Annotated in this window: 18 protein-coding genes and 4 pseudogenes; 8 read left to right on the plus strand and 14 right to left on the minus strand. The window is 67.9% G+C overall.

Going from position 1 to position 18,908, the window contains the following annotated elements; all coding sequences use genetic code 11:
* Nucleotides 1-263 precede the first annotated feature (263 nt).
* The gene (locus tag ACFYXH_RS38955) at nt 264-1,595 is read left to right on the plus strand and encodes a cytochrome P450 (protein ID WP_389573611.1); all 1,332 of its coding nucleotides are present in this window, start codon (nt 264-266) and stop codon (nt 1,593-1,595) included.
* Between the two features lie 65 nt (nt 1,596-1,660).
* Here ACFYXH_RS38955 and ACFYXH_RS38960 read toward each other — a convergent pair.
* From ACFYXH_RS38960 to ACFYXH_RS38975, 4 genes and pseudogenes are all read right to left on the minus strand, one after another.
* Nucleotides 1,661-2,329, minus strand: a pseudogene (locus ACFYXH_RS38960) (helix-turn-helix domain-containing protein); the annotation flags it as partial.
* Nucleotides 2,330-2,453: 124 nt separating this feature from the next.
* Nucleotides 2,454-3,581, minus strand: coding sequence for an NADH:flavin oxidoreductase (locus tag ACFYXH_RS38965; protein WP_389573614.1), 1,128 nt, complete (start codon nt 3,579-3,581; stop codon nt 2,454-2,456).
* A gap of 128 nt (nt 3,582-3,709) precedes the next feature.
* Nucleotides 3,710-4,300, minus strand: coding sequence for a collagen binding domain-containing protein (locus ACFYXH_RS38970; RefSeq protein WP_389573692.1), 591 nt, complete (start codon nt 4,298-4,300; stop codon nt 3,710-3,712).
* Nucleotides 4,289-5,788: pseudogene (locus ACFYXH_RS38975) on the minus strand (MFS transporter); the annotation flags it as partial. The gene ACFYXH_RS38970 and the pseudogene ACFYXH_RS38975, both read right to left, overlap by 12 nt.
* Nucleotides 5,789-5,925: 137 nt before the next feature.
* Between ACFYXH_RS38975 and ACFYXH_RS38980 the strand changes: the two are divergent.
* A complete protein-coding gene (locus ACFYXH_RS38980; RefSeq protein WP_389573617.1) occupies nt 5,926-6,366 on the plus strand; it encodes a MarR family winged helix-turn-helix transcriptional regulator in 441 nt (146 codons plus the stop codon).
* On the opposite strand, the pseudogene ACFYXH_RS38985 reads toward ACFYXH_RS38980, so the two are convergent.
* A pseudogene (locus ACFYXH_RS38985) lies at nt 6,326-7,251 on the minus strand (IS701 family transposase); the annotation flags it as partial. The gene ACFYXH_RS38980 and the pseudogene ACFYXH_RS38985 overlap by 41 nt on opposite strands.
* A gap of 349 nt (nt 7,252-7,600) precedes the next feature.
* Here ACFYXH_RS38985 and ACFYXH_RS38990 point away from each other — a divergent pair.
* Entirely contained in the window at nt 7,601-8,443 is an 843-nt protein-coding gene (locus ACFYXH_RS38990) for a nucleotidyltransferase domain-containing protein (protein ID WP_389573620.1), read from the plus strand.
* Nucleotides 8,444-8,550: 107 nt separating this feature from the next.
* Here the strand turns inward: ACFYXH_RS38990 and ACFYXH_RS38995 are convergent, their stop codons facing one another.
* Nucleotides 8,551-8,973 (minus strand): hypothetical protein, encoded by a 423-nt coding sequence (locus tag ACFYXH_RS38995; protein WP_389573622.1) that lies wholly within the window; start codon nt 8,971-8,973, stop codon nt 8,551-8,553.
* A 71-nt stretch (nt 8,974-9,044) separates the two neighbouring features.
* On the opposite strand from ACFYXH_RS38995, the gene ACFYXH_RS39000 reads away from it, so the two are divergent.
* The 3 genes from ACFYXH_RS39000 (at nt 9,045) to ACFYXH_RS39010 (ending at nt 10,818) form a co-directional block, all read left to right on the plus strand.
* Nucleotides 9,045-9,746 carry a 2-phosphosulfolactate phosphatase gene (locus ACFYXH_RS39000; protein WP_389573625.1) on the plus strand — a complete coding sequence of 234 codons (702 nt, stop codon included), beginning with the start codon at nt 9,045-9,047 and terminating at the stop codon, nt 9,744-9,746.
* A gap of 155 nt (nt 9,747-9,901) precedes the next feature.
* Nucleotides 9,902-10,222 carry a hypothetical protein gene (locus ACFYXH_RS39005; RefSeq protein WP_389573627.1) on the plus strand — a complete coding sequence of 107 codons (321 nt, stop codon included), beginning with the start codon at nt 9,902-9,904 and terminating at the stop codon, nt 10,220-10,222.
* Between the two features lie 113 nt (nt 10,223-10,335).
* Entirely contained in the window at nt 10,336-10,818 is a 483-nt protein-coding gene (locus ACFYXH_RS39010) for a hypothetical protein (protein WP_389573630.1), read from the plus strand.
* Between the two features lie 291 nt (nt 10,819-11,109).
* Here the strand turns inward: ACFYXH_RS39010 and ACFYXH_RS39015 are convergent, their stop codons facing one another.
* From ACFYXH_RS39015 to ACFYXH_RS39025, 3 genes are all read right to left on the minus strand, one after another.
* Nucleotides 11,110-11,265 (minus strand): hypothetical protein, encoded by a 156-nt coding sequence (locus ACFYXH_RS39015; RefSeq protein ID WP_389573632.1) that lies wholly within the window; start codon nt 11,263-11,265, stop codon nt 11,110-11,112.
* A 211-nt stretch (nt 11,266-11,476) separates the two neighbouring features.
* Nucleotides 11,477-11,929 (minus strand): DMT family transporter, encoded by a 453-nt coding sequence (locus ACFYXH_RS39020; RefSeq protein ID WP_389573695.1) that lies wholly within the window; start codon nt 11,927-11,929, stop codon nt 11,477-11,479.
* Complete coding sequence (locus tag ACFYXH_RS39025; protein WP_389573698.1) at nt 11,815-12,567, minus strand: EamA family transporter; 753 nt, start codon at nt 12,565-12,567, stop codon at nt 11,815-11,817. The genes ACFYXH_RS39020 and ACFYXH_RS39025 overlap by 115 nt, the downstream gene beginning before the upstream one ends.
* 62 nt (nt 12,568-12,629) lie before the next feature.
* Between ACFYXH_RS39025 and ACFYXH_RS39030 the strand changes: the two genes are divergently transcribed.
* Complete coding sequence (locus ACFYXH_RS39030) at nt 12,630-13,412, plus strand: NUDIX hydrolase (protein ID WP_389573635.1); 783 nt, start codon at nt 12,630-12,632, stop codon at nt 13,410-13,412.
* 769 nt (nt 13,413-14,181) lie between these two features.
* Here ACFYXH_RS39030 and ACFYXH_RS39035 read toward each other — a convergent pair.
* Nucleotides 14,182-14,505 (minus strand): hypothetical protein, encoded by a 324-nt coding sequence (locus tag ACFYXH_RS39035; RefSeq protein ID WP_389573638.1) that lies wholly within the window; start codon nt 14,503-14,505, stop codon nt 14,182-14,184.
* 262 nt (nt 14,506-14,767) lie between these two features.
* Between ACFYXH_RS39035 and ACFYXH_RS39040 the strand changes: the two genes are divergently transcribed.
* Nucleotides 14,768-15,694 (plus strand): phytoene/squalene synthase family protein, encoded by a 927-nt coding sequence (locus tag ACFYXH_RS39040; protein ID WP_389573641.1) that lies wholly within the window; start codon nt 14,768-14,770, stop codon nt 15,692-15,694.
* Nucleotides 15,695-15,734: 40 nt separating this feature from the next.
* Here the strand turns inward: ACFYXH_RS39040 and ACFYXH_RS39045 are convergent.
* The 4 genes and pseudogenes from ACFYXH_RS39045 to ACFYXH_RS39060 form a co-directional block, all read right to left on the minus strand.
* A pseudogene (locus ACFYXH_RS39045) lies at nt 15,735-16,070 on the minus strand (SDR family oxidoreductase); the annotation flags it as partial.
* Between the two features lie 117 nt (nt 16,071-16,187).
* Nucleotides 16,188-16,742 (minus strand): hypothetical protein, encoded by a 555-nt coding sequence (locus ACFYXH_RS39050; protein WP_389573643.1) that lies wholly within the window; start codon nt 16,740-16,742, stop codon nt 16,188-16,190.
* A gap of 1 nt (nt 16,743) precedes the next feature.
* Nucleotides 16,744-17,823 carry an ABC transporter ATP-binding protein gene (locus ACFYXH_RS39055; RefSeq protein WP_389573646.1) on the minus strand — a complete coding sequence of 360 codons (1,080 nt, stop codon included), beginning with the start codon at nt 17,821-17,823 and terminating at the stop codon, nt 16,744-16,746.
* Nucleotide 17,824: 1 nt separating this feature from the next.
* Nucleotides 17,825-18,907, minus strand: coding sequence for an ABC transporter ATP-binding protein (locus ACFYXH_RS39060; RefSeq protein WP_389573649.1), 1,083 nt, complete (start codon nt 18,905-18,907; stop codon nt 17,825-17,827).
* Nucleotide 18,908 lies beyond the last annotated feature (1 nt).

Consider the following 18,908-nt stretch of genomic DNA (forward strand, 5'->3'; position numbering starts at 1 on the left):
GGCACGCCCCGGGTTCGGGGTGGGGGGGGGGGGGGGGTTTTTGGGGGGGGGGGGGGGGCCCCCCCCCCCCCCCCCGGGCCGGGGGCGCCGCGGGGGGGCGGCCCCCCGGGCCGGCTTCCCGGCGGAAGGGCGGCAGGATCCGGGTCGTGCCCGGAAAGTGGCTATGCCGAGGCGGGCTGTCACCGGGTGCGCCTGCTCCCGTACAGTCCGTGGTGCCGGTGCGCCGTTACGGCCAAGCACAGCGGTTGACCAGGAGAAGAATCATGGACCCCGAAGTCAGTCTCGGCTCCCTTTCGCACGTTCCCGGAACGGGGCGGCCGGTCCCCGAAGCCGGGCCTGGACTCGTGCAGCGGTGGCGTTCGGGGGGAGGTGAACTGGTCGAGCTGCTGTCCCAGGTGCGCGAGCGGTTCGGCAGCATCGCCGTGTTCCGCCTCGGGCCGGCCCCCACCGTTCTCGTCACCGACCCGCAGGCGGTCCAGCACGTACTCGCCCGGCACCCGGAGCGGTACGTCAAGCGCTCCCACCGCGCCCGTCTGCTGATCGGCGACGGAGTCCTCGCCGCCACCGGTGCGGCGTGGAAGCGCCAACGCCGCTTGTTGCAGTCCCAGTTCACCGGTACCGGGATGCGCCGCTACGAACAGCGGATCACTGAGGCTGCCAGGACCACCGCCGGGCGCTGGGGCGGGTACGCCCGTACCGGGCAAACCCTCGATGTCGGGCGGGAGATGCGCCGCTTCGCCCTGGACGCCATCTGGCGCTCTCTTACCGGGCACCCCCTCGATGACGGGACCGAGCGCGAACTGACCGCCGTGGCAGCCGTGGCAGCCGCCCTTCCGACGCTGCCCGCTGATGTCACCGACGCCCACGACGCCGTTGCCGCCGATCTCGCCCGGATCGATGCGGTCGCCCGGCACGCCATCGAGGCCGCCCGCGGCGGGGCGGTCGGCCCCGACGGCCCGGGCCTGCTTCACGTCCTGATCGATGCCGCCAACGAGCGCCCCGAGTACACCGACCGGCTGATCCGCGACGAGCTGGTCACGTTGCTCGTGGCTGGGCACGAGACCACCGCCACCACCCTGACCTGGCTCTACCTGCTTCTCGACCGGTACCCCGCCGCCCGCGAACAAGCTCTCGCCGCCGGCGACGAAGGTTCGGCGCAACGCCGCCAGGCCATCCAGGCTCTGGTCCACGAGACGCTCCGGCTCTACCCATCCGCCTGGATCCTGCCCCGCCACGCCACCGAGGACGACACCCTCGCCGGCTATACCGTCGAGGCGGGCACCGACATCCTGATCTGCCCGTACCTCACGCACCGCGATCCTGAGCTGTGGCCGGACCCAGAGCACTTCGACCCTCGGCGCTTCATCACCCCGGACGGCCGGCCTGCCCACCCGGGCGCCTACTTCCCCTTCGGCATCGGTCCCCGCGCCTGCCTCGGTCTGCAATTCGCTCTCCGCGAATCGACGGTCCTGCTCGAACACCTGCTGCCAGTCCACACCCTGGCCTTCTCCTCCACCCCCACGAAGGCGGCGTACGGCATCACCGTCCGCCCCGACGGCCCCACCCCCGCGACCTTGGAACCGCCACGCACCTGAAGTGGGCCATGGCGGGAACGGCACGGAGGAAGGGCAGCGCATCCCCAGCTCGGTGCAGGCCTGTGTCCAGTGCCGGGAGCGGTAGGCCGAGCCGTTGTCGGTGAGCACCCGCTCGACGGTCACCCCGCGAGCGGCGAACCAGTCGACCGAGCGACGCAGGACACCGACCGCCGTGGCGGCTTTCTCGTCGTCGCAGATCTCGGCGTAGGCGACCCGGGCATGATCGTCGACGACGGTGTGGACGAACGCGGTGCCCAGCAGCGGTCCGCGGTACGTGTTGCGGGGCCTGTCCGGTGTCGCGGCGCGGTTCCTGCGGCCCTGGACGCGTCCGACGTAGCGCCGGCCGCCGCCGTCGGGAACGTTCCCGAGCTTCTTCACGTCGATGTGGAGCATCGCGCCGGGATGGTCGTGTTCGTAGCGGCGAACCGGCTCGCTGGTGGCGCGGTCGATGTGGGAGAGCCTGTTGATCCGGCACCGGGTCAGGACGGCGTGCACGGTCGAGGCAGGCATGCCCAGCCGTCCGGCGATCTGGACCGGGCCCAGGCGCTGCTTCCCGACCGGTCGGCCATCACTGCCGGACCGGACTCGGCGTAGCGGTCGGCCCAGCGCTTCGCGGTGGGCCAGGACACGTCGTAACGCTCGGCAGCACGAGCGACCGGCCACCCGTCATCAACAATCAGACGCGCCAGGCGAAGACGGGCACGAGGAGTCAAAGCAGCGTTAGCGTGAGACACGACGGCCTCCTGGTTGGCGGAGCGGTTCCCAGACAGCTCCACTCCACAACCGGAGGCCTTCGTCATCTCACAGATTCAGACCGTGTCGCCGCATGAACTCGATCAACCTGCCTGGGCAGTACACCTAGCTCAGCGTCTTCAGCGCCGCCGCGTCGTACGGCTTCACCTCCTCGAACCGGTCTCCCAGGACCTTCGCCGCCCACTGCGGGTCCTGGAGCAGGGCGCGGCCGACGGCGACCAGGTCGAACTCGTCGCGCTCCAGGCGGTCGAGGAGGTTGTCGATGCCCTGGACCGGGGCGCCCTCGCCCATGAAGCCGCGGATGAAGTCGCCGTCGAGGCCGACCGAGCCGACGGTGATGGTGGGCCTGCCGGTGAGCTTCTTGGTCCAGCCGGCCAGGTTCAGGTCCGAGCCCTCGAACTCCGGGAGCCAGTAGCGGCGAGTGGAGGCGTGGAAGGCGTCGACGCCGGCCGCGGCGAGCGGGGTCAGGATCGCCTCCAGCTCCTCCGGGGTCCGGGCAAGTCGTGCATCGTAGGCTTCCTGCTTCCACTGCGAGTAGCGGAAGATCACCGGGAAGTCGGGCGAGACGGTCTCGCGGACCGCGGCCACGATCTCGGCCGCGAACTTCGTGCGGGCCACAAGGTCGCCGCCGTAGGCGTCGGTACGGCGGTTCGTCCCCGCCCACAGGAACTGGTCGAGGAGGTAGCCGTGGGCGCCGTGCAGTTCGACGCCGTCGAAGCCGATGCGCTCGGCAGCCGCGGCGGCCTCGGCGAAGGCGCCGATGACGTCGTCCAGGTCGCGCCGGGTCATCGCCTTGCCGGCGTTCTCGGTGCCGTCGACGCGGATGCCGGAGGGGCCGACGGCGGGGGCGTCCGCGTAGGGCGCATCACCCTGCTTGCGCACCATGCCGATGTGCCACAGCTGCGGCACGATCGTGCCGCCCGCCGCGTGAACGGCCTCGGCGACCTTCGCCCACCCCGCCAGCTGCTCCTCACCGTGGAACCGCGGCACACGGTCACTCTGCCCGGCCGACTCGTGGCCGACGTAGGTCCCCTCGGTGACGATCAGGCCCACACCCGCGGCGGCGCGACGGGCGTAGTACGACCGCACGTCCTCACCAGGGACACCGCCCGGGGAGAACATGCGCGTCATCGGCGCCATCACGATGCGGTTCGGGACAGTCAGGCCGTTCAGCACGACGGGCCGGGACAGGATCTCGGCCGCACGGGAGGCGGAGGACGTAGTGACGGTCATGAGGTGCTCCTTGTAAGCATCAGTAGATATATGCAACGTGCATTGAATGCGTGTAGGGGTCGACCGTCCGGGCGGTCACGGCATTCCGCCTGTCCGGCGAGCTGCCCTGTGATCCCGGACACCGCCGCCTACTGCGCCGCAGGGTGCGCCAGCGCCATGTCGAAGCCGTCCGTACCGCGCCCCTCGACGGCCAGCGTCGACGCCACGGGCGGGTAGCCGCTGGCGATGAGCGAGTACTCGCCCGCGGTCAGATCGGTGAAGGCGTACGCGCCGTCGGCGTCCGTGATGGTGGTGCGCACCACGTTCCCGGCAGCGTCCACCAGCGTCAGCCGGGCATCGGGCAGCCGGCGGCCGCCCTCCCCGGCGCGTACGGTGCCCCGCACCTGCAGACCGGCCGGTCCTGTGGCGCGGGAGAGCTTGATGCCGTACGCGACCGGGGCGGCCGCCGCCATGACCGTGGCGGCCTGCGGCTGATGGCCGTCGGCGGCCGTGATCAGGACGTACGGGCCACTGGTGGGGGCGTCCAGCGCGTACCGGCCGTCGGGTTGGGAGACCGTGCGGCCCACCTGCCGTCCATCCGGCGAGACAAGGGCGAGGGCGGCACCGCCCAGCACGTCGCCGTCGGCGTCCCGCACCAGGCCCTGGAACCCGGCCCCGGCCGGGACAGCATCGGCCTGGACCGCAGGCTCCGTAACCGGATCAGCAACGGCCGTCTCCACGGACGGAGTTGACGGCGTGCCCGCGCTTGCCTTGCCCGTCTCGATGACCCGGGGGCCGTGCTGTCCGCGCAGGCCGAGCCAGCTGATCGCCGCGACCAGTGCGAAGGCGACGGCCCCGATGCCGAAGGTGAGGGTGAACCCGGATTCGGCGGGCAGCGGCGGCACACCAGCCGGCAGGTGCTCGATGGTCTTGGACGCCAGGATCGTGGTGACGATCGCGCTGCCGATCGCGCTGCCGGTGGAGCGGGAGATCGAGTTGATGCCGTTGGCGATGCCGCTCTGGTGGTGTGGAACGCTCGCCATGATGACGGCGGGCATGGCGGCGTAGCCGAAGCTGACGGCCGCGCCGACGATGAGGCCGGCGCCGATCACCGAGGCGGTGTGGGTGTGGTCGAGGGTGAGCCAGCCGAAGCCGACGGCTCCGAATGCTGCGGCCATGGCGAGCACGTACCGGGGGCCGCGGTGGCGGACCAGCTGGCCGCCGACGGGCGAGGTGAGCAGTGAGACGATCGCGCCGGGCAGCAGGAACTGGACGGATGCGCGCAGGATGGAGGCGTCGAAGCCGAAGCCGGTGAGCGCCTCGGGCATCTGCACGAGGTAGGAGACGCCGAGAAAGTTCGCGAACATGCCGAAGCCGACGAGGATGCCGGCCAGGTTGGCCATGAGGACCGGGCGGTGGACGAACATTCCCATGTCGACGAGTGGCTCGCGCACTTTGCGCTCGACCAGCACCCAGAGGGCGGTCATGACGGCCGCGCCGGCGAAGCTGCTCAGCGTACGGGGGGAGGTCCAGCCCCACTCGTGGCCCTGGGAGATGGGCAGCAGGAGCAGCAGCAGGGCGATGCCGAGGGTCAGCGCGCCGAGAATGTCGGTGCGGCCGCCGGTCTTGTGCCGGGTCGCGGGGACCAGGAAGACGACGGCGAGCAGGGCGAGGACCGCGAAGCCGGTCGCCATCCAGAAGGCGTTGCGGTAGTCGGCGTCGTCGCCGGAGGTGAGCAGGCCGGTGGCGACGAGTGCGAGCCCGCTGCCGAACGCGAGCGTGCCGCTGACCAGTGCCATGGCGCCGGGCAGCTTCTGCGGCCGGACCTCTTCACGCAGGACGGACAGGGCCAGTGGGAAGATCGCGGTGGCGGCACCCTGGAGCACCCGGCCCAGGATCAGCAGCGGCAGCGAGCTCGCGACCGCGGCGATGACGGAGCCGGCGACCATGACGCCGAGGACGGCCACCAGGGTGGGCTTCTTGCCGTGCTGGTCGCCGAAGCGGCCGAGCAGCGGGGTGAAGACGGCGGCGGACAGCAGGGTGGCGGTGGTCACCCAGCTGACGCCGGCGGTCGAGGTGCCGAGGTCGCCCTGGATCAGGCCCAGGATCGGGACCGGCAGGGTCTGCATCATCGACACGACCATGGCGGCAAGGCTCAGGGCGAAGACGATGACCGTCTCGTTCCTGTGCCGGGCGTCGGCGACGGGTGTGGGCGCGGCGTGGCTCATGGCTGACGGGACCTTCTCAATGCTTCAGATCGCAGATGTTTGATGACATCAAGTACTTGCGCAGACGGTAGACGTAAATGGTTAAGGTGGTCAAGTAAATAATTGATAATGTGAAGCATCTTGAGTACGCTCCGGCCATGAGCGCCACTGCCCCACAAGCCCCCACCAAGCTCCAGCTGCTGGAACTGCTGGCCGCCATCGGCACCGCCCAATGGCGCGATTTCGCGGCGGCCGCCGCCCACCACGGCCTCACTTCCACCCAGGCCAAGGTCCTCGCCCAGCTCGACGGCCCGCTGCCGATGCGCGGCCTCGCCGCCCTGCTGGTGTGCGACGCGTCGAACGTCACCGGGATCGTGGACCGCCTGGAGGCCCGCGAGCTGGTCCGTCGTGAAGCCGACCCCGCAGACCGCCGCGTGAAGAACGTCGTCGCGACCGACGCGGGCCGCGAGATCATCCGCTGCGTGCGCGAGGAGATGCAGGAGACGCACGGCGCCCTCGACGCCCTGGACGAAGCCGAGAGCGCGACGCTCTACGCCCTGCTGGAACGCTTGCGACCGACGACGGAGAAGGACGCCTGACAGCGAGTGCTATCCAGTCCGGCGTGCGGGCTTTTGGGGAGAGACGGTGCTCGGTGAGGGAGGCGTGGGCGGCGGTGACCAGGGTGACGTAGTGGTGCCAGCCGGTCCAGGACCGGCCCTCAAAGTGGTCCAGTCCCAGTGCGTGCTTGAGTTCCCGGTAGTAGTGTTCGATGCGCCAGCGGATCTTCGCCAGGCGCACCAGCTCGGCGACCGGGACTGTGCCGGGCAGGCTGGACAGCCAGTAGTCGGTGGGCGCTTCGGCTTCCTTGGGCCATTCGACCAGCAGCCGGATGTCGGGCAGGACACCGTCCCAGTGGCCGTCGCCCGCGGTGGCGGCAGCCTGGACCAGGCGGCGGGCCCGCACCCCGGCCGGACGCACCCGCAGCGCCAGGAAGCGTGAGCGCATCGGGCCGCGTGAGCCTTCACGCCAGGTCACCTCGGTGAAAGCCTCCCGTCCCTGACCCGTTGCCAGTGCGGCCACCGAGGACGGCTTGTCGCGGTAACGGGGCTGCGGGCGGCGGCCGTTGCCGGACCAGAGCAGGGCGGTGGGCACCGCATCGTGCGGGTGGACAGTCACATCCGAACGGACTGCGACGACATATCCGATGCCCCGGTCGGTCAGCCCGGCCCGGAAGTCGGCGTTCTGCCCGTAGCCGGCATCGGCCACTAGCATCGGCGACACCAGGCCCCACCCGGCCAGCTCGTCAGGACGTCCAGAGCCAGGGGCCACTTCTCGCGGTGCCCGATGTCCTCAGGTATCCCGCTCTTGTGCCGCCGTCCGGCATTGTCCGCCCACTCCCGCGGCACGAACAGGCGCCACTGCAGCGGACAGGACGCGGTGTCGATGACCGCGTGCACGCTCACCGCGACCTGGCAGTTGGCCTGCTATGCCCCGACACAGTAAACGGCCAGGTTCTGGCGCATCTTCTGTCGGGCCCGACCACACGACGGGGAGCTGCACCACGTCGAAGGGCGCCGCCGGATATCACCGACGCCTCGGTCGGACGTCCGGTGCATGCTCCACCGCCCGGACGAGGACGACGACACCCACGGCGAGCATCAGCCGTACGAGCTCTGCGCGGAGTCGGTCCGGCCGTGAGCACCGGCCCGAACCCACACCCGCGTCCGCTCACCCCGGCCGAACTACCGGACGGTGACACCTGGTTCCTTCTCTGCACTTCACTCTGCGGAGTGACCCAGAGGCTGAGGACGCCGAGAAATCCGGTCGCAGAAGATGATCTGGTTCTGCAGACTCTGGGCTGTGGATCGCTTGGTGGAGATCGCGGATCGGTTGACCGAGGTCGGCGGCATCGTCGGGGTGTGTCTGGGCGGCAGCCGGGCGAGAGGAACGCATCGTCCAGACTCTGATTTCGACCTGGGCTTGTACTACCGGCCGCCGCTTGACACTGCTGCCTTGCGCCTCCTCGCGTCCGAGCTGACTGGCGAGCCGGTGGAAGTGACGGAGCCAGGCGGCTGGGGACCGTGGGTGGACGGCGGGGCTTGGCTGACCATTGACGGCCATCGCGTCGACTGGATCTACCGCGATCTGGACCGGGCGCATCGGATCTGGCAAGACTGCCAGGCAGGGCGCTTCGAGGTGGGCATTCAAGCTGGCCACCCGCTGGGGGTGTACTCCCATTCCTATGTCGGCGAGGTGGCTCTTGGGCGCATTCTCGCTGGCCCTGGTGGTGAGCTTCAGGCCCTGCAGCAGGAGACTCGCCGTTATCCGGAGCCGCTGCGCGAAGCACTGATCGCCAACGCGCAATGGGAGGCTCCGTTCATCCTGGCCTGCGCCCGCAAGGGAGCGGCCCGCGGTGACGCCTTCTATGTCGCCGGCTGCCTCTTCCGCGCGGTTGGGCTTCTCGTGCAGGCCCTGCATGCTCACGCCGGTTGCTGGGTGCTGAACGAAAAGGGGGCAGTTCAGGCTGCGGGAGAACTTCCTGCCGCTCCCACGCATTTCGCCGCCCGGGCAAACGAGTTGTTTGCCTCGCTTGGCACGACCCCGGACGTACTCTCCACCGCGCTCGATGGCGCTGACGAGCTGGCCGCCGCGGCATGCAGACAGCTCGCGTCCTGATGGCAGCCATGATGGCGTAGTCGACTGCCTGGCCGCCGTCGAGGAGGACCGGCGCGCGCAGTATCCGCAGCGTCTCTGTACTGCACTCGATCGAGGTTCGTTGCGGATCACTGAGTCTCCTCGGGGCGGGGACGGGGGATGCCGAGGTCGGTGACGGACCTCTTGAGGAAGCGTGTGGCTTCGGCTTGCTTGGCTCGGAGGAAGACCAGGGCGGAGTCGATTCCTTCGACCTCTCCGAGCCACTGCTCCTCCTGCGCGCGTTTGCGTCGCATGAGGAGACGTCCGGCTAGGCGAGCGGCGAGAGCATGACCGGGATGAGCATCGTGGTGGCGTCGGCGCCGGATGGTGCGGGGGTACTTGTGGTTGACCGCGTCCTGGACGTCCTGCAGCGGTACCCCCGCGTCGAGGGAGTCGGTGATGAAGCTTCTTCTTGTGCCCGCAAAGGCCGTGTGCAGGTCACCCGTGTGGCGATTGAGCAGGCGTGTCGTTGCGGACCACTTTCGCGACGCAGGCAGCTGGATGTGTTGCATTCCGATACCGTAGATGTGATGTAGATCAATCTCTGGGTGCTTCGGGTCAGGCATGCGCGATCATGATCGGAATGGACACTCGTTTCCTTGGCATCGCTGAGCTGGTCGAAGCCCCGTCCGTGGCGGTCGTAGTCGACGTTATGCGTGCTTTCACCGTGGCTGCCTGGGCCTTTGCCCAGGGGGCGGAAAAGATCGTTCTTGCTGAGTCGCTGGACGAAGCCCTGGCGCTCAAGGCTTCCCATCCGGATTGGGTGGCGCTCAAAGACGGTCCGCCCGCGCCCGGGTTCGACATGGTCAACTCGCCGGGCCTGCTGCGGTCTGTTGACCTTGGCGGACGGACCGTTGTGCAGAAGACCACGGCAGGCACGGTCGGCGCCCTCGCGGTCAAGGAGGCGTCGCTGGTGCTGTGCGCCAGCTTCGTGGTGGCGGAGGCAACGGCTCGGCTCTTGCGGACACGCAAGAGTGACAGTGTCACGTTCGTGGTCACTGGCGACGATGGGCAGGCCGATGAAGATCTGGCGTGCGCTCAATACATCGCTCGGAGATCCACCGAGGCTGGGACAGATGCTGCTGAGTTCCTCCGCCGCGCTGCCGAGTCGCACGCCGCCGCCGAGCTGGCGGAGGGTGTGCGTCAAGGAGTCCATCCTGATGACGTTGCACTCTGTCTTGAGGTCGATCGGTTCCCCTTCGCCATGGCGGCGACCTTGGAAGGCTCGCTCATGGTCCTCCGTCCGTGCGCCGTGCCTTCGCTGACCGACGGTGCCCCGATCTGATCGCTGGTGAAGTCCAACTCTCACCATGCGAGAGCCAGCACCCAGTCGGGTATGCGGCATCAGCTGCATGTCCCGATGACGGTGGTTCGGGGTGGCAGCAGGCGGCTGACCTGGGTTGTGCCGGCGGCGGCTTCGCGGAGCCGGATGATTTCTTCGTGCTGGGCGGCGAGCCGGGCCAGGGCCCGACCGCGGAAGTCGGTGAGTTCTTCGACCGTCTGCTCCGATTGGGCCAGCCGTTCCCGGAGCTTGGTGATCTCTTCCTTGAGCCGGGCGATCCGGGCCTCGCGAGGGTCGGGGATCTCGCCTTCGTCGTGAAGTGCCTGGACCCGTCGTTCGAACTCGGCGCGGAGGTGAGCGTAAGCAGCCGGAAGCCGTCGTACTTCGGATCCAGCACAGTGCCGCCGGGCAGGGCGCCTGGCCCCGGGAGCTGCGGCACCGCGCGGGCCAGCATCGCCTCCACAGGAGGAGCAAGATGAGGTGACCGCGTTCGGGGGCGGACGGTTCTGGCGAGAGCCCACCATTCGCGCCTGGCAAGCCTGTCACTACCGAACCAAGTCCCCCCAGGCTCAACCGTGTTGGAATTTCAGACATGGCCACACCTGCCGACGGATCCACGCGACTCGCCCCGGTCGAGCCCTCACGTCGCCTGCGCGCCGAGATCGAGCGGTTGCACGAAGAAGCGGCGCAACAGAAGGCACTGGCCCATCGAAGGGCCGAATTCTGGAACAGGGCCCACATCGTGCTGGGTTTCCCCGCGGCTCTGCTCGCGGGCGTGGCCGGCGCCGCCGGACTGGCCACGGCGGACGCACGCGTCCCCGCGGCGCTGCTCGCCCTGGCCTCTGCCGGGTTCACGGCCGGGGCCGGCTTCCTGCGGAGCGATGCCAGGCGCGTGGCCAACAAACGCGCCCGGCAGGCGTGGGCGGACGTGGAGGGCAAGGCAAGCGTGAAGCTGGCGCACGAGCACCTGACCCCCGAAGACCTGCGCGAGCTGCTGGAAAGCCGTCAGACCGCGCTCGCCGCGTACGACGGTGACGGCCCTCAGCCGAACCCAGCATCGACGCTGCCCGGCTGAACGAGCGCTCCCGGGGTGACGATCAAAGGCTCCGGGCCCAGCAGACGTCGCAGCGGCGCCACTTCCTGGGGCGAGGCGATCACACCGTGGCAGCCGGCGCCCTTCGCCAGCCGGGCCAGTCGTAGGACCTGCTCCTCGGCCGACGCGCCAGCTCCTCAGGCGGGTGGAACGTCCTGGGGCGCGACGTCGGTCCTGATCCGCCGCGCCTGGACCGGATGCCGCACCGGCTGTGGTCGATCGTTGAGTCGCCGACGAATTCGGCGACGAGGTGGGGCGCCACACAGGTGAAGTTCAGCGGCTCTCGGCTGTCCCAATGGGAGGTGATGCGCACGGTGTGGTGCGGGCGACCAGGCGCAGTCGGCCGCTGGGGCTGTAGCGGCCGAGCAGGAGGGTGCCGGAACGGGTGACGGCTCCGACGATGGCCTCCGCGGTGTCCCTGGCCAGCACTCATCCAGCTTGACCAAACATATAGGGGCACCCCCCGCGAGCTGTTCGTCGCCCTCAACAGCGCCCTGAAGGCAGCACGGATCGCTACCGTCGTGCGCCGCAGCGGATACACCGACACGGATGCCGATCCGGATTCGAGTAGAGCCCAGGTGCGCATGGGCTCGTCCAGTGATTTCAGGTGCCGTCGATGGCAGTGACGCGACGTACGGTCTCAGCCTTGACCGTGGCGGACCGCTCGGCCGCCAGCTACGCGGGTATGGGGCCTGTAGGTGTTGATGACGGACCAACCTGCGATGACCATGCCAGTACCGAGTATCTGGTGCCACCTGACTGCTTCATTGAGGATCAGGGCGCCGAGCAGCATGCCCACGACGGGCATTGCGTAGGTGACGGATGCGGTGCGTACGGATCCCCATGCCGCCACGAGATTGCAGTGCCAGATGTAGGCCAGGCCGGTGCCCGCGCAGCCCAGCACGCCCATGGCGGTGATGACCGTGGGGTCCGGCCGGGGTGGTGGCGCGGCCACCCATGGCGTAAGCGCGAGCATGATCACGGCTCCGGCGAGGACGTGGCTGAACGCGACATCATGGGCAGGCAGGGCACGTGGTGAAATGCTGCGCTCGAAGTAGATGAATCCCAGGGCGTAGCAGAAGGCAGCGGCCAGGCACAGGGCTGACGCCCCGAGGCTGTCGTGGTGCCAAGCGGCTTGCCATGGGCAACGATGAGTACGACGCCGGTGAATCCCGTCATCAGGCCGATGGCTCTGCCGCCGCCTTCGGGGGCTTTGTCTCCTCTCGCGAGGAGACCTGAGAGGAGGGCGGTGAGCAATGGTGTGGTGGCGTTGATGCTGCTTGCCAGGCTCGAATGGATATGACGTTCGGCTTGTGCGTACAGCAGGAAAGGAGCTGTGCACAGCAGCAGCGACAAAAGCGCAAGGTGTCCCCACAGCCTGACACCCATCCGCGGCCTTCGTCTGCGAAACACAGCGATCACGCCCAGCGTCGCCGCGCCCAATACCATTCGTGTCCATACCACCTGAGTCAGGTCACCCCTCGCAGCCCCACTTTGACGAGGAGAAAGCTCGCTCCCCAGATCACGGCGAGCAGCAGGAACTGCACAGCCGGGCAGTGCGCAACGGTGGAGGCACCGCGGGTCAAACCGGTGCCCATGTGAATCGGGAGCCGCACTTCGCCGCTGGCATGAGCGGACCGCCGCATCCTCGGCACAGCCGCGGCCCGGTGTCGTCGTCCGTGACCACGACCAGCCGCAGCCGGGGCACTCCGTCCCTGCCCATGCGGCCACCGTACGACTGGCAACACCCCGTACGGCAGTTCACTCAAGGGACACTGTGCCAGCATGACCCAGTGACCGAGCATCTGCTGCAACCTTCCGGCGTTGACCTCCTGCACGTTCACCGACTCCGCTTTGCTGAAGGTGCTCCGTCTTCGCTGTCGCCCGAAGAGCGGCAAGCCATGAACCGCGTGTGGGACGAAGCGGTCCAGGCCAACCCGAGTCTCTTCGACGGGCCGGCAGTGGCGTGCACGCGGCTGCACTGGGAAGACCCAGGCAGCTTGGTGATCTTCTGGGCGCGGGCAACGTATCGGTATCGCGCACTGCGCCGGGTTCCCGGCGCTCCCTCGGTGTCCTCCATGTTCGTCTGCGTCGTGCAGCCGACGGATGACGGCCGTCTGCTTGTAGGGCGCATGTCGTCGTCGACGGCCGCCCCTGGCCGTTGGCAGCTGCCCGGAGGATCGATAGAGCCGCCGCCTCAAGGCGAGCTGCTCGACTTGGCCGCGCTCCGTAGCCACGCAGCTCGGGAACTTGTCGAAGAGACGGGTGTCGACACACCGCCCGAGGACCTGAACTTGTGGCTTGTCACGCGCGGAGAGCACGGGAACGTCGGTTTCCTGTTCCAAGCTCCGGTCCGGCCAGCCCAGCTGCTTCACCAACGATTCGCAGCCCAGACGGCCTCGGAGAGAACACTCGGACGCGAGCCGGAGCTGGACCAGATCGCCCTTGTACGCTCTCCGGCCGAGCTGGCGGGCCTGGGTAACTCACACGTGGACTACCTGGATCCGGTCGTCCACCGTTACGCAGAGACAGTCGTTACCGATCAACGACTAACGACGAGCACTGACCTGCGCTGAAGCCCCACTCAACTTGTCATGGAAGGCTCAGGCACAGCTTCTAACGACTCGCCCACCAAGTTGTCCCCGTGCCAGCAGCAGCGGCGATCAGAGTGATCAGCCACGCAGGGACACCCTGAATCGTCAAGTGCATGCCTCCCACGCGGAGTTCGATCTGCGGTGGGGACTCAGAGCTGGGCGTCTTCGAAGTCATGAGAACAAGACAGCACAGCCAGGGGTGACGCATCGTCGGCCACAACGGTGCGGCGCCGCTTGCCTACTTCCCAGGCGGAATGGCCTCGCAGGTCGTCGCACCGGCTGGTCTCGACCTAATCGGGCCGTCATCCTGATCTCCGCATCGCTACACCACTTCCTGGGACGCGACCCCATGGGGCCGCGTTGACAGCGAAGTTTGTCCGCGCAGGTCAGTGCCATCCGCCGGACTAACTTCGCTGTCAACGGACACCGGGCATTGAGTCGTATCGCAGCAAGGCGCAATGCGCCGCAGGAAGCCGTCGTCGCGCCAGTACGGGAATGCCGCAGCCAGCTGCCCCTGTCCCACGCAGAAACGCCGAAGGGGTCCACCCAGGCAGGAGCACCTGGTGGCTCCCTGGCGAGCGGGGCAGTCTCTCCCCTGAGGGGAGGCCGGATGGACGGCGTGGCCCGCCCGACGGCGTGCGGGCCCAGCGTGGACACCAGGTAGAGGGCGGCCGCGCTGGTTCTCAGCAAGCGTGCCCCGGGCAGCATGTCCTCCGGCCAGGAGGTGCCGTGGTGTGTCTCTAGTCGAGGGTCAGCCGATGCAGCCGGGTACGGCTCCGGGCGGCGCGCAGTTGTTGGGCGTGTTGTTGGCGACTTCCGTCCGGCCGAGAATGACGGTGCTGCCGAGCTCTTCGAAGATGCCGCCGCCGCCGGCCACCGCCCGGTTTTTCACGACCTTGGAGTCGGTAAGGGTCACGGTACCGCTGTCGTTGAACAGGCCGCCGCCCCGGGACCCTGCGCCGGTTGCCCGGTTCCCCTTGAGGACGGTCTCCTCGAGGTCGGCGTCCGGCTTGCACAGGGTCTCGGTGGGCAGTCTCGGGGCAGGTGCCCGCGCGCCTGGGTCAGGTAGCCGCACAGTGCGTCCATCGCAGCAGGGTCCGCCGGATCCGACGGCGAGTTCAGTTTTGAGTACGGCACCCCGTCGCGGATCGCGGGCGCGTAGTCGTCCCGCAGCAGCAGACCGATCAACACGCGCCTGTCAGCCCACTCGCGCAGGGCCATCCCCCCGCCGGCGCAGCCGCGTCAGCAATAAAGTGAAGTGAAAGTACTGGCGTGTTGCGCGCTCGCGCTCACGGCCCGGCTCGCAGCTAACACTGCAGATGAAAGGGAGGAAGAAGATGCCCACGTGGGCCCACACGCTCGACCAGGCACACATCAGCGGCCCCCAGCTGCGCCGCGACTACAGCGAGCAGCGTCGGCTGGTGGCACGGTTCGCTCGAGCTGAGTACGCAGCGGTACGTCTGCTCCTGCCCGCACCCCTTGTCCCCGACGTCATCGCCGCCACCGCATTCATGCACCACAGTGACAACCTTCTCGACCAAGGGCCGCGACGTGAGCGCCTCGCCGCCCTCACCGATTGGGACGGACAAGTCCGGACGGCCTTGGAGACCGGCACAGCCGATCAACCGGTTCTGCGAACACTGGCCCACACCATCACCAGACACCCGCAGCTGCGGGAGCACGTCGAGCACTACCTCGACGGAGCACCACTGGAGGTGGAGTGGGAAGGCTTCTCAACCGAGAGCGACTTCCAGCGCTACGTGGACGCATATTCGCTGCCTGCGTTCATGCTCATTGCCTGCTTACTCGCCTCCCCCTCCTCGGCCGCTGCCTACCGCTCTGGCTGCCGAACCTTCATCGAGGCAAGCCAGCGGCTCGATTTCCTCGAAGACATCGCCGAGGACCTACACACCGGGCGACTTGGCATTCCCCATGACGCCCTCACTCTGCACGGCGTCACGCGCAACGACCTGCACCAGGCCCACACCACCGATGGCGTCGATGAACTGATTCGCCATCAGATTGCACAGATCCGTCCCGGACTGACGACGTCGTACGGCCTCGTGGAACTCGTGGAACCGCACAGCCGACCGCTCACCCGCGCTCTCGTCGCCTTGCAAGGTCTGCGGCTCCGCGCAGTGGACAACAAGGGCGCCGCCCTCCTACGCGGGACCGCTCGCCCTTCCGTATCTGCAGCACTTCGTGTCCTGGTACGGGAATACCGCGCTTCACGCCATCAGCGCTGCGATCAGCCCAGCGTCTGAAGCCAGGCGAGAGGAGCGCCCATGCCGCGAGCGCGGTCTTCGCCGCGAGGGCCGGGATGACCTCGGGGAACCGCTCGAAGGCGTTGTCGGAGATCCGGGTGCGGGTGGGACCCGGCGCGACGGTGTTGACGCGGATGCCCTGCTTGCTGAACTCCTTGGCCATGTAGCGGGTCAGCACGATCAGGCCGCCCTTCATCGACGCGTAGGCCGAGTAACCGGGCTCCGTACCGGACACCAGCGCGGAGTTGCTGGTCGTGTTGACGATGGCCCCGCCGTCTGCCATCAGCGGCAGCAGCTTCTTGTCGAACAGTTCCTTGGTCGTGTCCTCGAACAGCGACATCTGCCCGAAACCGGCGTTGTTGACCAGGTATTCCAACGTGTCCGCGCTCCCCAGGTGTCACGAAGCACGTCGACGACGGAATCGCAGAAGGCCGGAAAGTCGCCGCTCTGACCGACGTCCAGTGGCAGCGCGACAGCCGTGCCCCCCTCCTTCTCAATCGCCGCGACCGTGTCCAGGCCGCCTTGCCGGTTGGTGCCGTGGGTCAGGATTACTCCCACGCCCGCCTTGCGATCTGTATAGCCTGGCCGCGTTCTGCCCGATGCTCGAGCCAGCGCCGGTGACGATGGCGACCTTCATGACGTACCTCCTGTCCATTAGTGGATAGTGGAGCCATTGAGCTCCCCTCGGGGATTGAGGTGACCGGCAGGTCGACCGACGGACATGGGATGCCGCGTCGCTGAGGTTGTCGGCTTCCAGTCGCTCGTCGAAGTCGTATGGGTCGTCGACGCCGTTTATGACGGCAGCCGAGGTGGCGTCCAGGACGTCGGCGAACGCGTCGTGAACGCCGGCGTCCTTCAGGGCCTGGACGACGATGTCGTGGTCGGTGCCCCGCTGGACGGCGTCGGTGAGCAGGCGCAGCGCGGCGGCCCCTGCCGGGGCGAGGAAGGCGAGTTCACCGGTGTCGCCCGCGCGGTCGGCAGTGGTCTCGATAGGGCCGGGCGCCTCTCCTGCCCAACGGCAACTGAATTGCCGTCGGCAACAGGACAATCTACGACTGGAGTACCAGGCAACCGTCCGAATAGGGGAGGGCCTTGGCCCGCGGCAGGTGCACCAGGAATTCCTCGATCCCCGGAACACCGTCCTCCCGCGGCACCTTCGTCTTGATGAGCCGGCCGGCCACCTCGATCTCCAGCACGCGCTGCGGCCCGTGGTCCCGGACGCCCCGAAGCCTGGCGGGAAACGTATTGGGCCCTGGTCCCGTGACGATCTTGACGTACTCGGGCCGGATTCCCACCTGGACCTCGGTGGTGCCATCCGGGATGTCCCACGCCACGGCCAGGGCCCGGCCGCCAAGGGTGAAGTTCCCGCGTGACCCGTCCACTGTAAGGAAGTTCATCGCCGGGGAGCCGATGAAGTAGCCGACGTACGCTGACGAGGGTGCCTCGAAAAGCTGCTCCGGCGTGCCCTGCTGCATGGCGCGGCCGTCCTTCATGACCAGTACTTCCTGGGCAATGCTCATTGCTTCGTACTGGTCGTGAGTAACGTAGATCACCGTGGGCTGGAAGTGTTCGGTGATTTCACGGATTTTGCGCCGCAGCGAGTGCTTCAGCTGCGGATCGATGACGGTCAGCGGCTCGTCCATGAGTACGGCCGCCACGTCGTCGCGGACAAGGCCACGGCCGAGCGAGATCAGCTGCTTGTCGTCGGCGGTGAGTCGCCGGGCGGGCTGCTTGAGCCGATCATCCAGGTCCAGTGCCTCGGCGACCTGGTGGACCTTGGCGTCGATCCTCGCCTTGTCCCAACGGCGGCACTGCAACGGGAAGGCGAGGTTCTCGTACACCGTCATGGACTGGTAGATGACGGGAAACTGGAACACCTGGGCTATGTTGCGCGCCTTCGTGGGCAGAGCCGTGACGTCCACGCCGTCGAACAGAACCTGGCCCTGTGACGGTTTGACCAGGCCGGACAGAATGTTCAGCAGCGTGGTCTTGCCGCAACCCGACGGTCCGACCAATGCGTAGGTCCTGCCGGCTTCGAATGTCAGCTGCAGTGGCTTGAGAGCCCACCGCTCCTCTTCGACACCCGGGGCGTAGCTGTGCCCGACGTCGATGATGTCCAACTGCGCCATATCAACGGCCTTCCACTGAAGCGAGATCGTATGAAGGTGTCTGCACGAGCGTGCCCTTCTCGTCGAAGGCGAACAGCCGCTCCGGACGTAGCCGCAGTTTCACCAGATCACCGAGAGCGATGTTGTGGATGCCCTCGATCTGCACGACGAAGGGAGTCTCGCCGACGACCGCGTGAACGAAGGTCTCGGACCCGGAGATCTCGACGAAGGTGACTGCGCCCTCGACCCCGGCGGAGGCCAGACTGACGTCCGTTGCCCGCAGGCCGAACTGGTAGGCGCCGTCGGGCAGGTCGGCGAGATGCGGGGATACGTGCGTGGCCTGGAAACCGGCCACGGTGACCTGACCGCCCTCGATTCGGCCCGTGAAGATATTCATGGGCGGGTCGTTGATGATGGACGCCACCGTGGTCGTCGCCGGGCGCTCGAAGACCTCCTGCGGAGGGCCGATCTGGAGGATCTGTCCCTCATGCATGACCAGTACCACGTCCCCCAGCATCATCGCCTCAGCGGGTTCGGTGGTCGTGTAGACCACTATCGTGTCGCCTTGGTCCGAGAAGAGAGTCTTGAACTCGTCGCGCAACTGCTCACGCAACTTGTAGTCCAGGTTCGCCAGTGGCTCGTCGAGCAGGAGAATGCCCGTGCCGCGTGCAAGGGCGCGTGCCACCGCGACTCGCTGCTGCTGTCCGCCGGAGAGCTGAGATGGTTTGCGCCGCTCCAGGTCGGCCAGGCCGACACTCGCCAGGCTCTTCCTGACACGTAGCTGAATCTCGGCTCGTGACAGTCCCGCCCGCCTGAGCGGAAAGGCCACGTTGTCGAACACGTTGAGATGCGGGTAGTTGATGAACTGCTGGTAGACCATGGCGGTGTCGCGCCGCCAGACCGGCGTTTTCAGGAAGTCGGCTCCATCCCTGGTCAGGGAGCCGGAGTCCACCACCTGCAGTCCGGCCAGCACCCGCAGCAGCGTTGTCTTTCCCGCCATCGTCCGGCCGATGACAGTGTGGAGCCGTCCCGGGACAAAGGTCGCGGTCACATCCTTGAGATGGTTCACGCCGTCGACAGTCAGGCACAGATCAGTGGTACTCATG

It is taken from the genome of Streptomyces sp. NPDC002730 (genome assembly GCF_042888805.1).
Taxonomy (GTDB): domain Bacteria; phylum Actinomycetota; class Actinomycetes; order Streptomycetales; family Streptomycetaceae; genus Streptomyces.

Bases quoted from the DNA above. Each gene is read 5' to 3' on its own strand.
- ACFYXH_RS38955 (WP_389573611.1), top strand. From the start codon at position 264: ATGGACCCCGAAGTCAGTCTCGGCTCCCTTTCGCACGTTCCCGGAACG.
- ACFYXH_RS38965 (WP_389573614.1), bottom strand. From the start codon at position 3,581: ATGACCGTCACTACGTCCTCCGCCTCCCGTGCGGCCGAGATCCTGTCC.
- ACFYXH_RS38980 (WP_389573617.1), top strand. From the start codon at position 5,926: ATGAGCGCCACTGCCCCACAAGCCCCCACCAAGCTCCAGCTGCTGGAA.
- ACFYXH_RS38990 (WP_389573620.1), top strand. From the start codon at position 7,601: ATGATCTGGTTCTGCAGACTCTGGGCTGTGGATCGCTTGGTGGAGATC.
- ACFYXH_RS38995 (WP_389573622.1), bottom strand. From the start codon at position 8,973: ATGCAACACATCCAGCTGCCTGCGTCGCGAAAGTGGTCCGCAACGACA.
- ACFYXH_RS39000 (WP_389573625.1), top strand. From the start codon at position 9,045: ATGGACACTCGTTTCCTTGGCATCGCTGAGCTGGTCGAAGCCCCGTCC.
- ACFYXH_RS39010 (WP_389573630.1), top strand. From the start codon at position 10,336: ATGGCCACACCTGCCGACGGATCCACGCGACTCGCCCCGGTCGAGCCC.
- ACFYXH_RS39040 (WP_389573641.1), top strand. From the start codon at position 14,768: ATGCCCACGTGGGCCCACACGCTCGACCAGGCACACATCAGCGGCCCC.
- ACFYXH_RS39055 (WP_389573646.1), bottom strand. From the start codon at position 17,823: ATGGCGCAGTTGGACATCATCGACGTCGGGCACAGCTACGCCCCGGGT.
- ACFYXH_RS39060 (WP_389573649.1), bottom strand. From the start codon at position 18,907: ATGAGTACCACTGATCTGTGCCTGACTGTCGACGGCGTGAACCATCTC.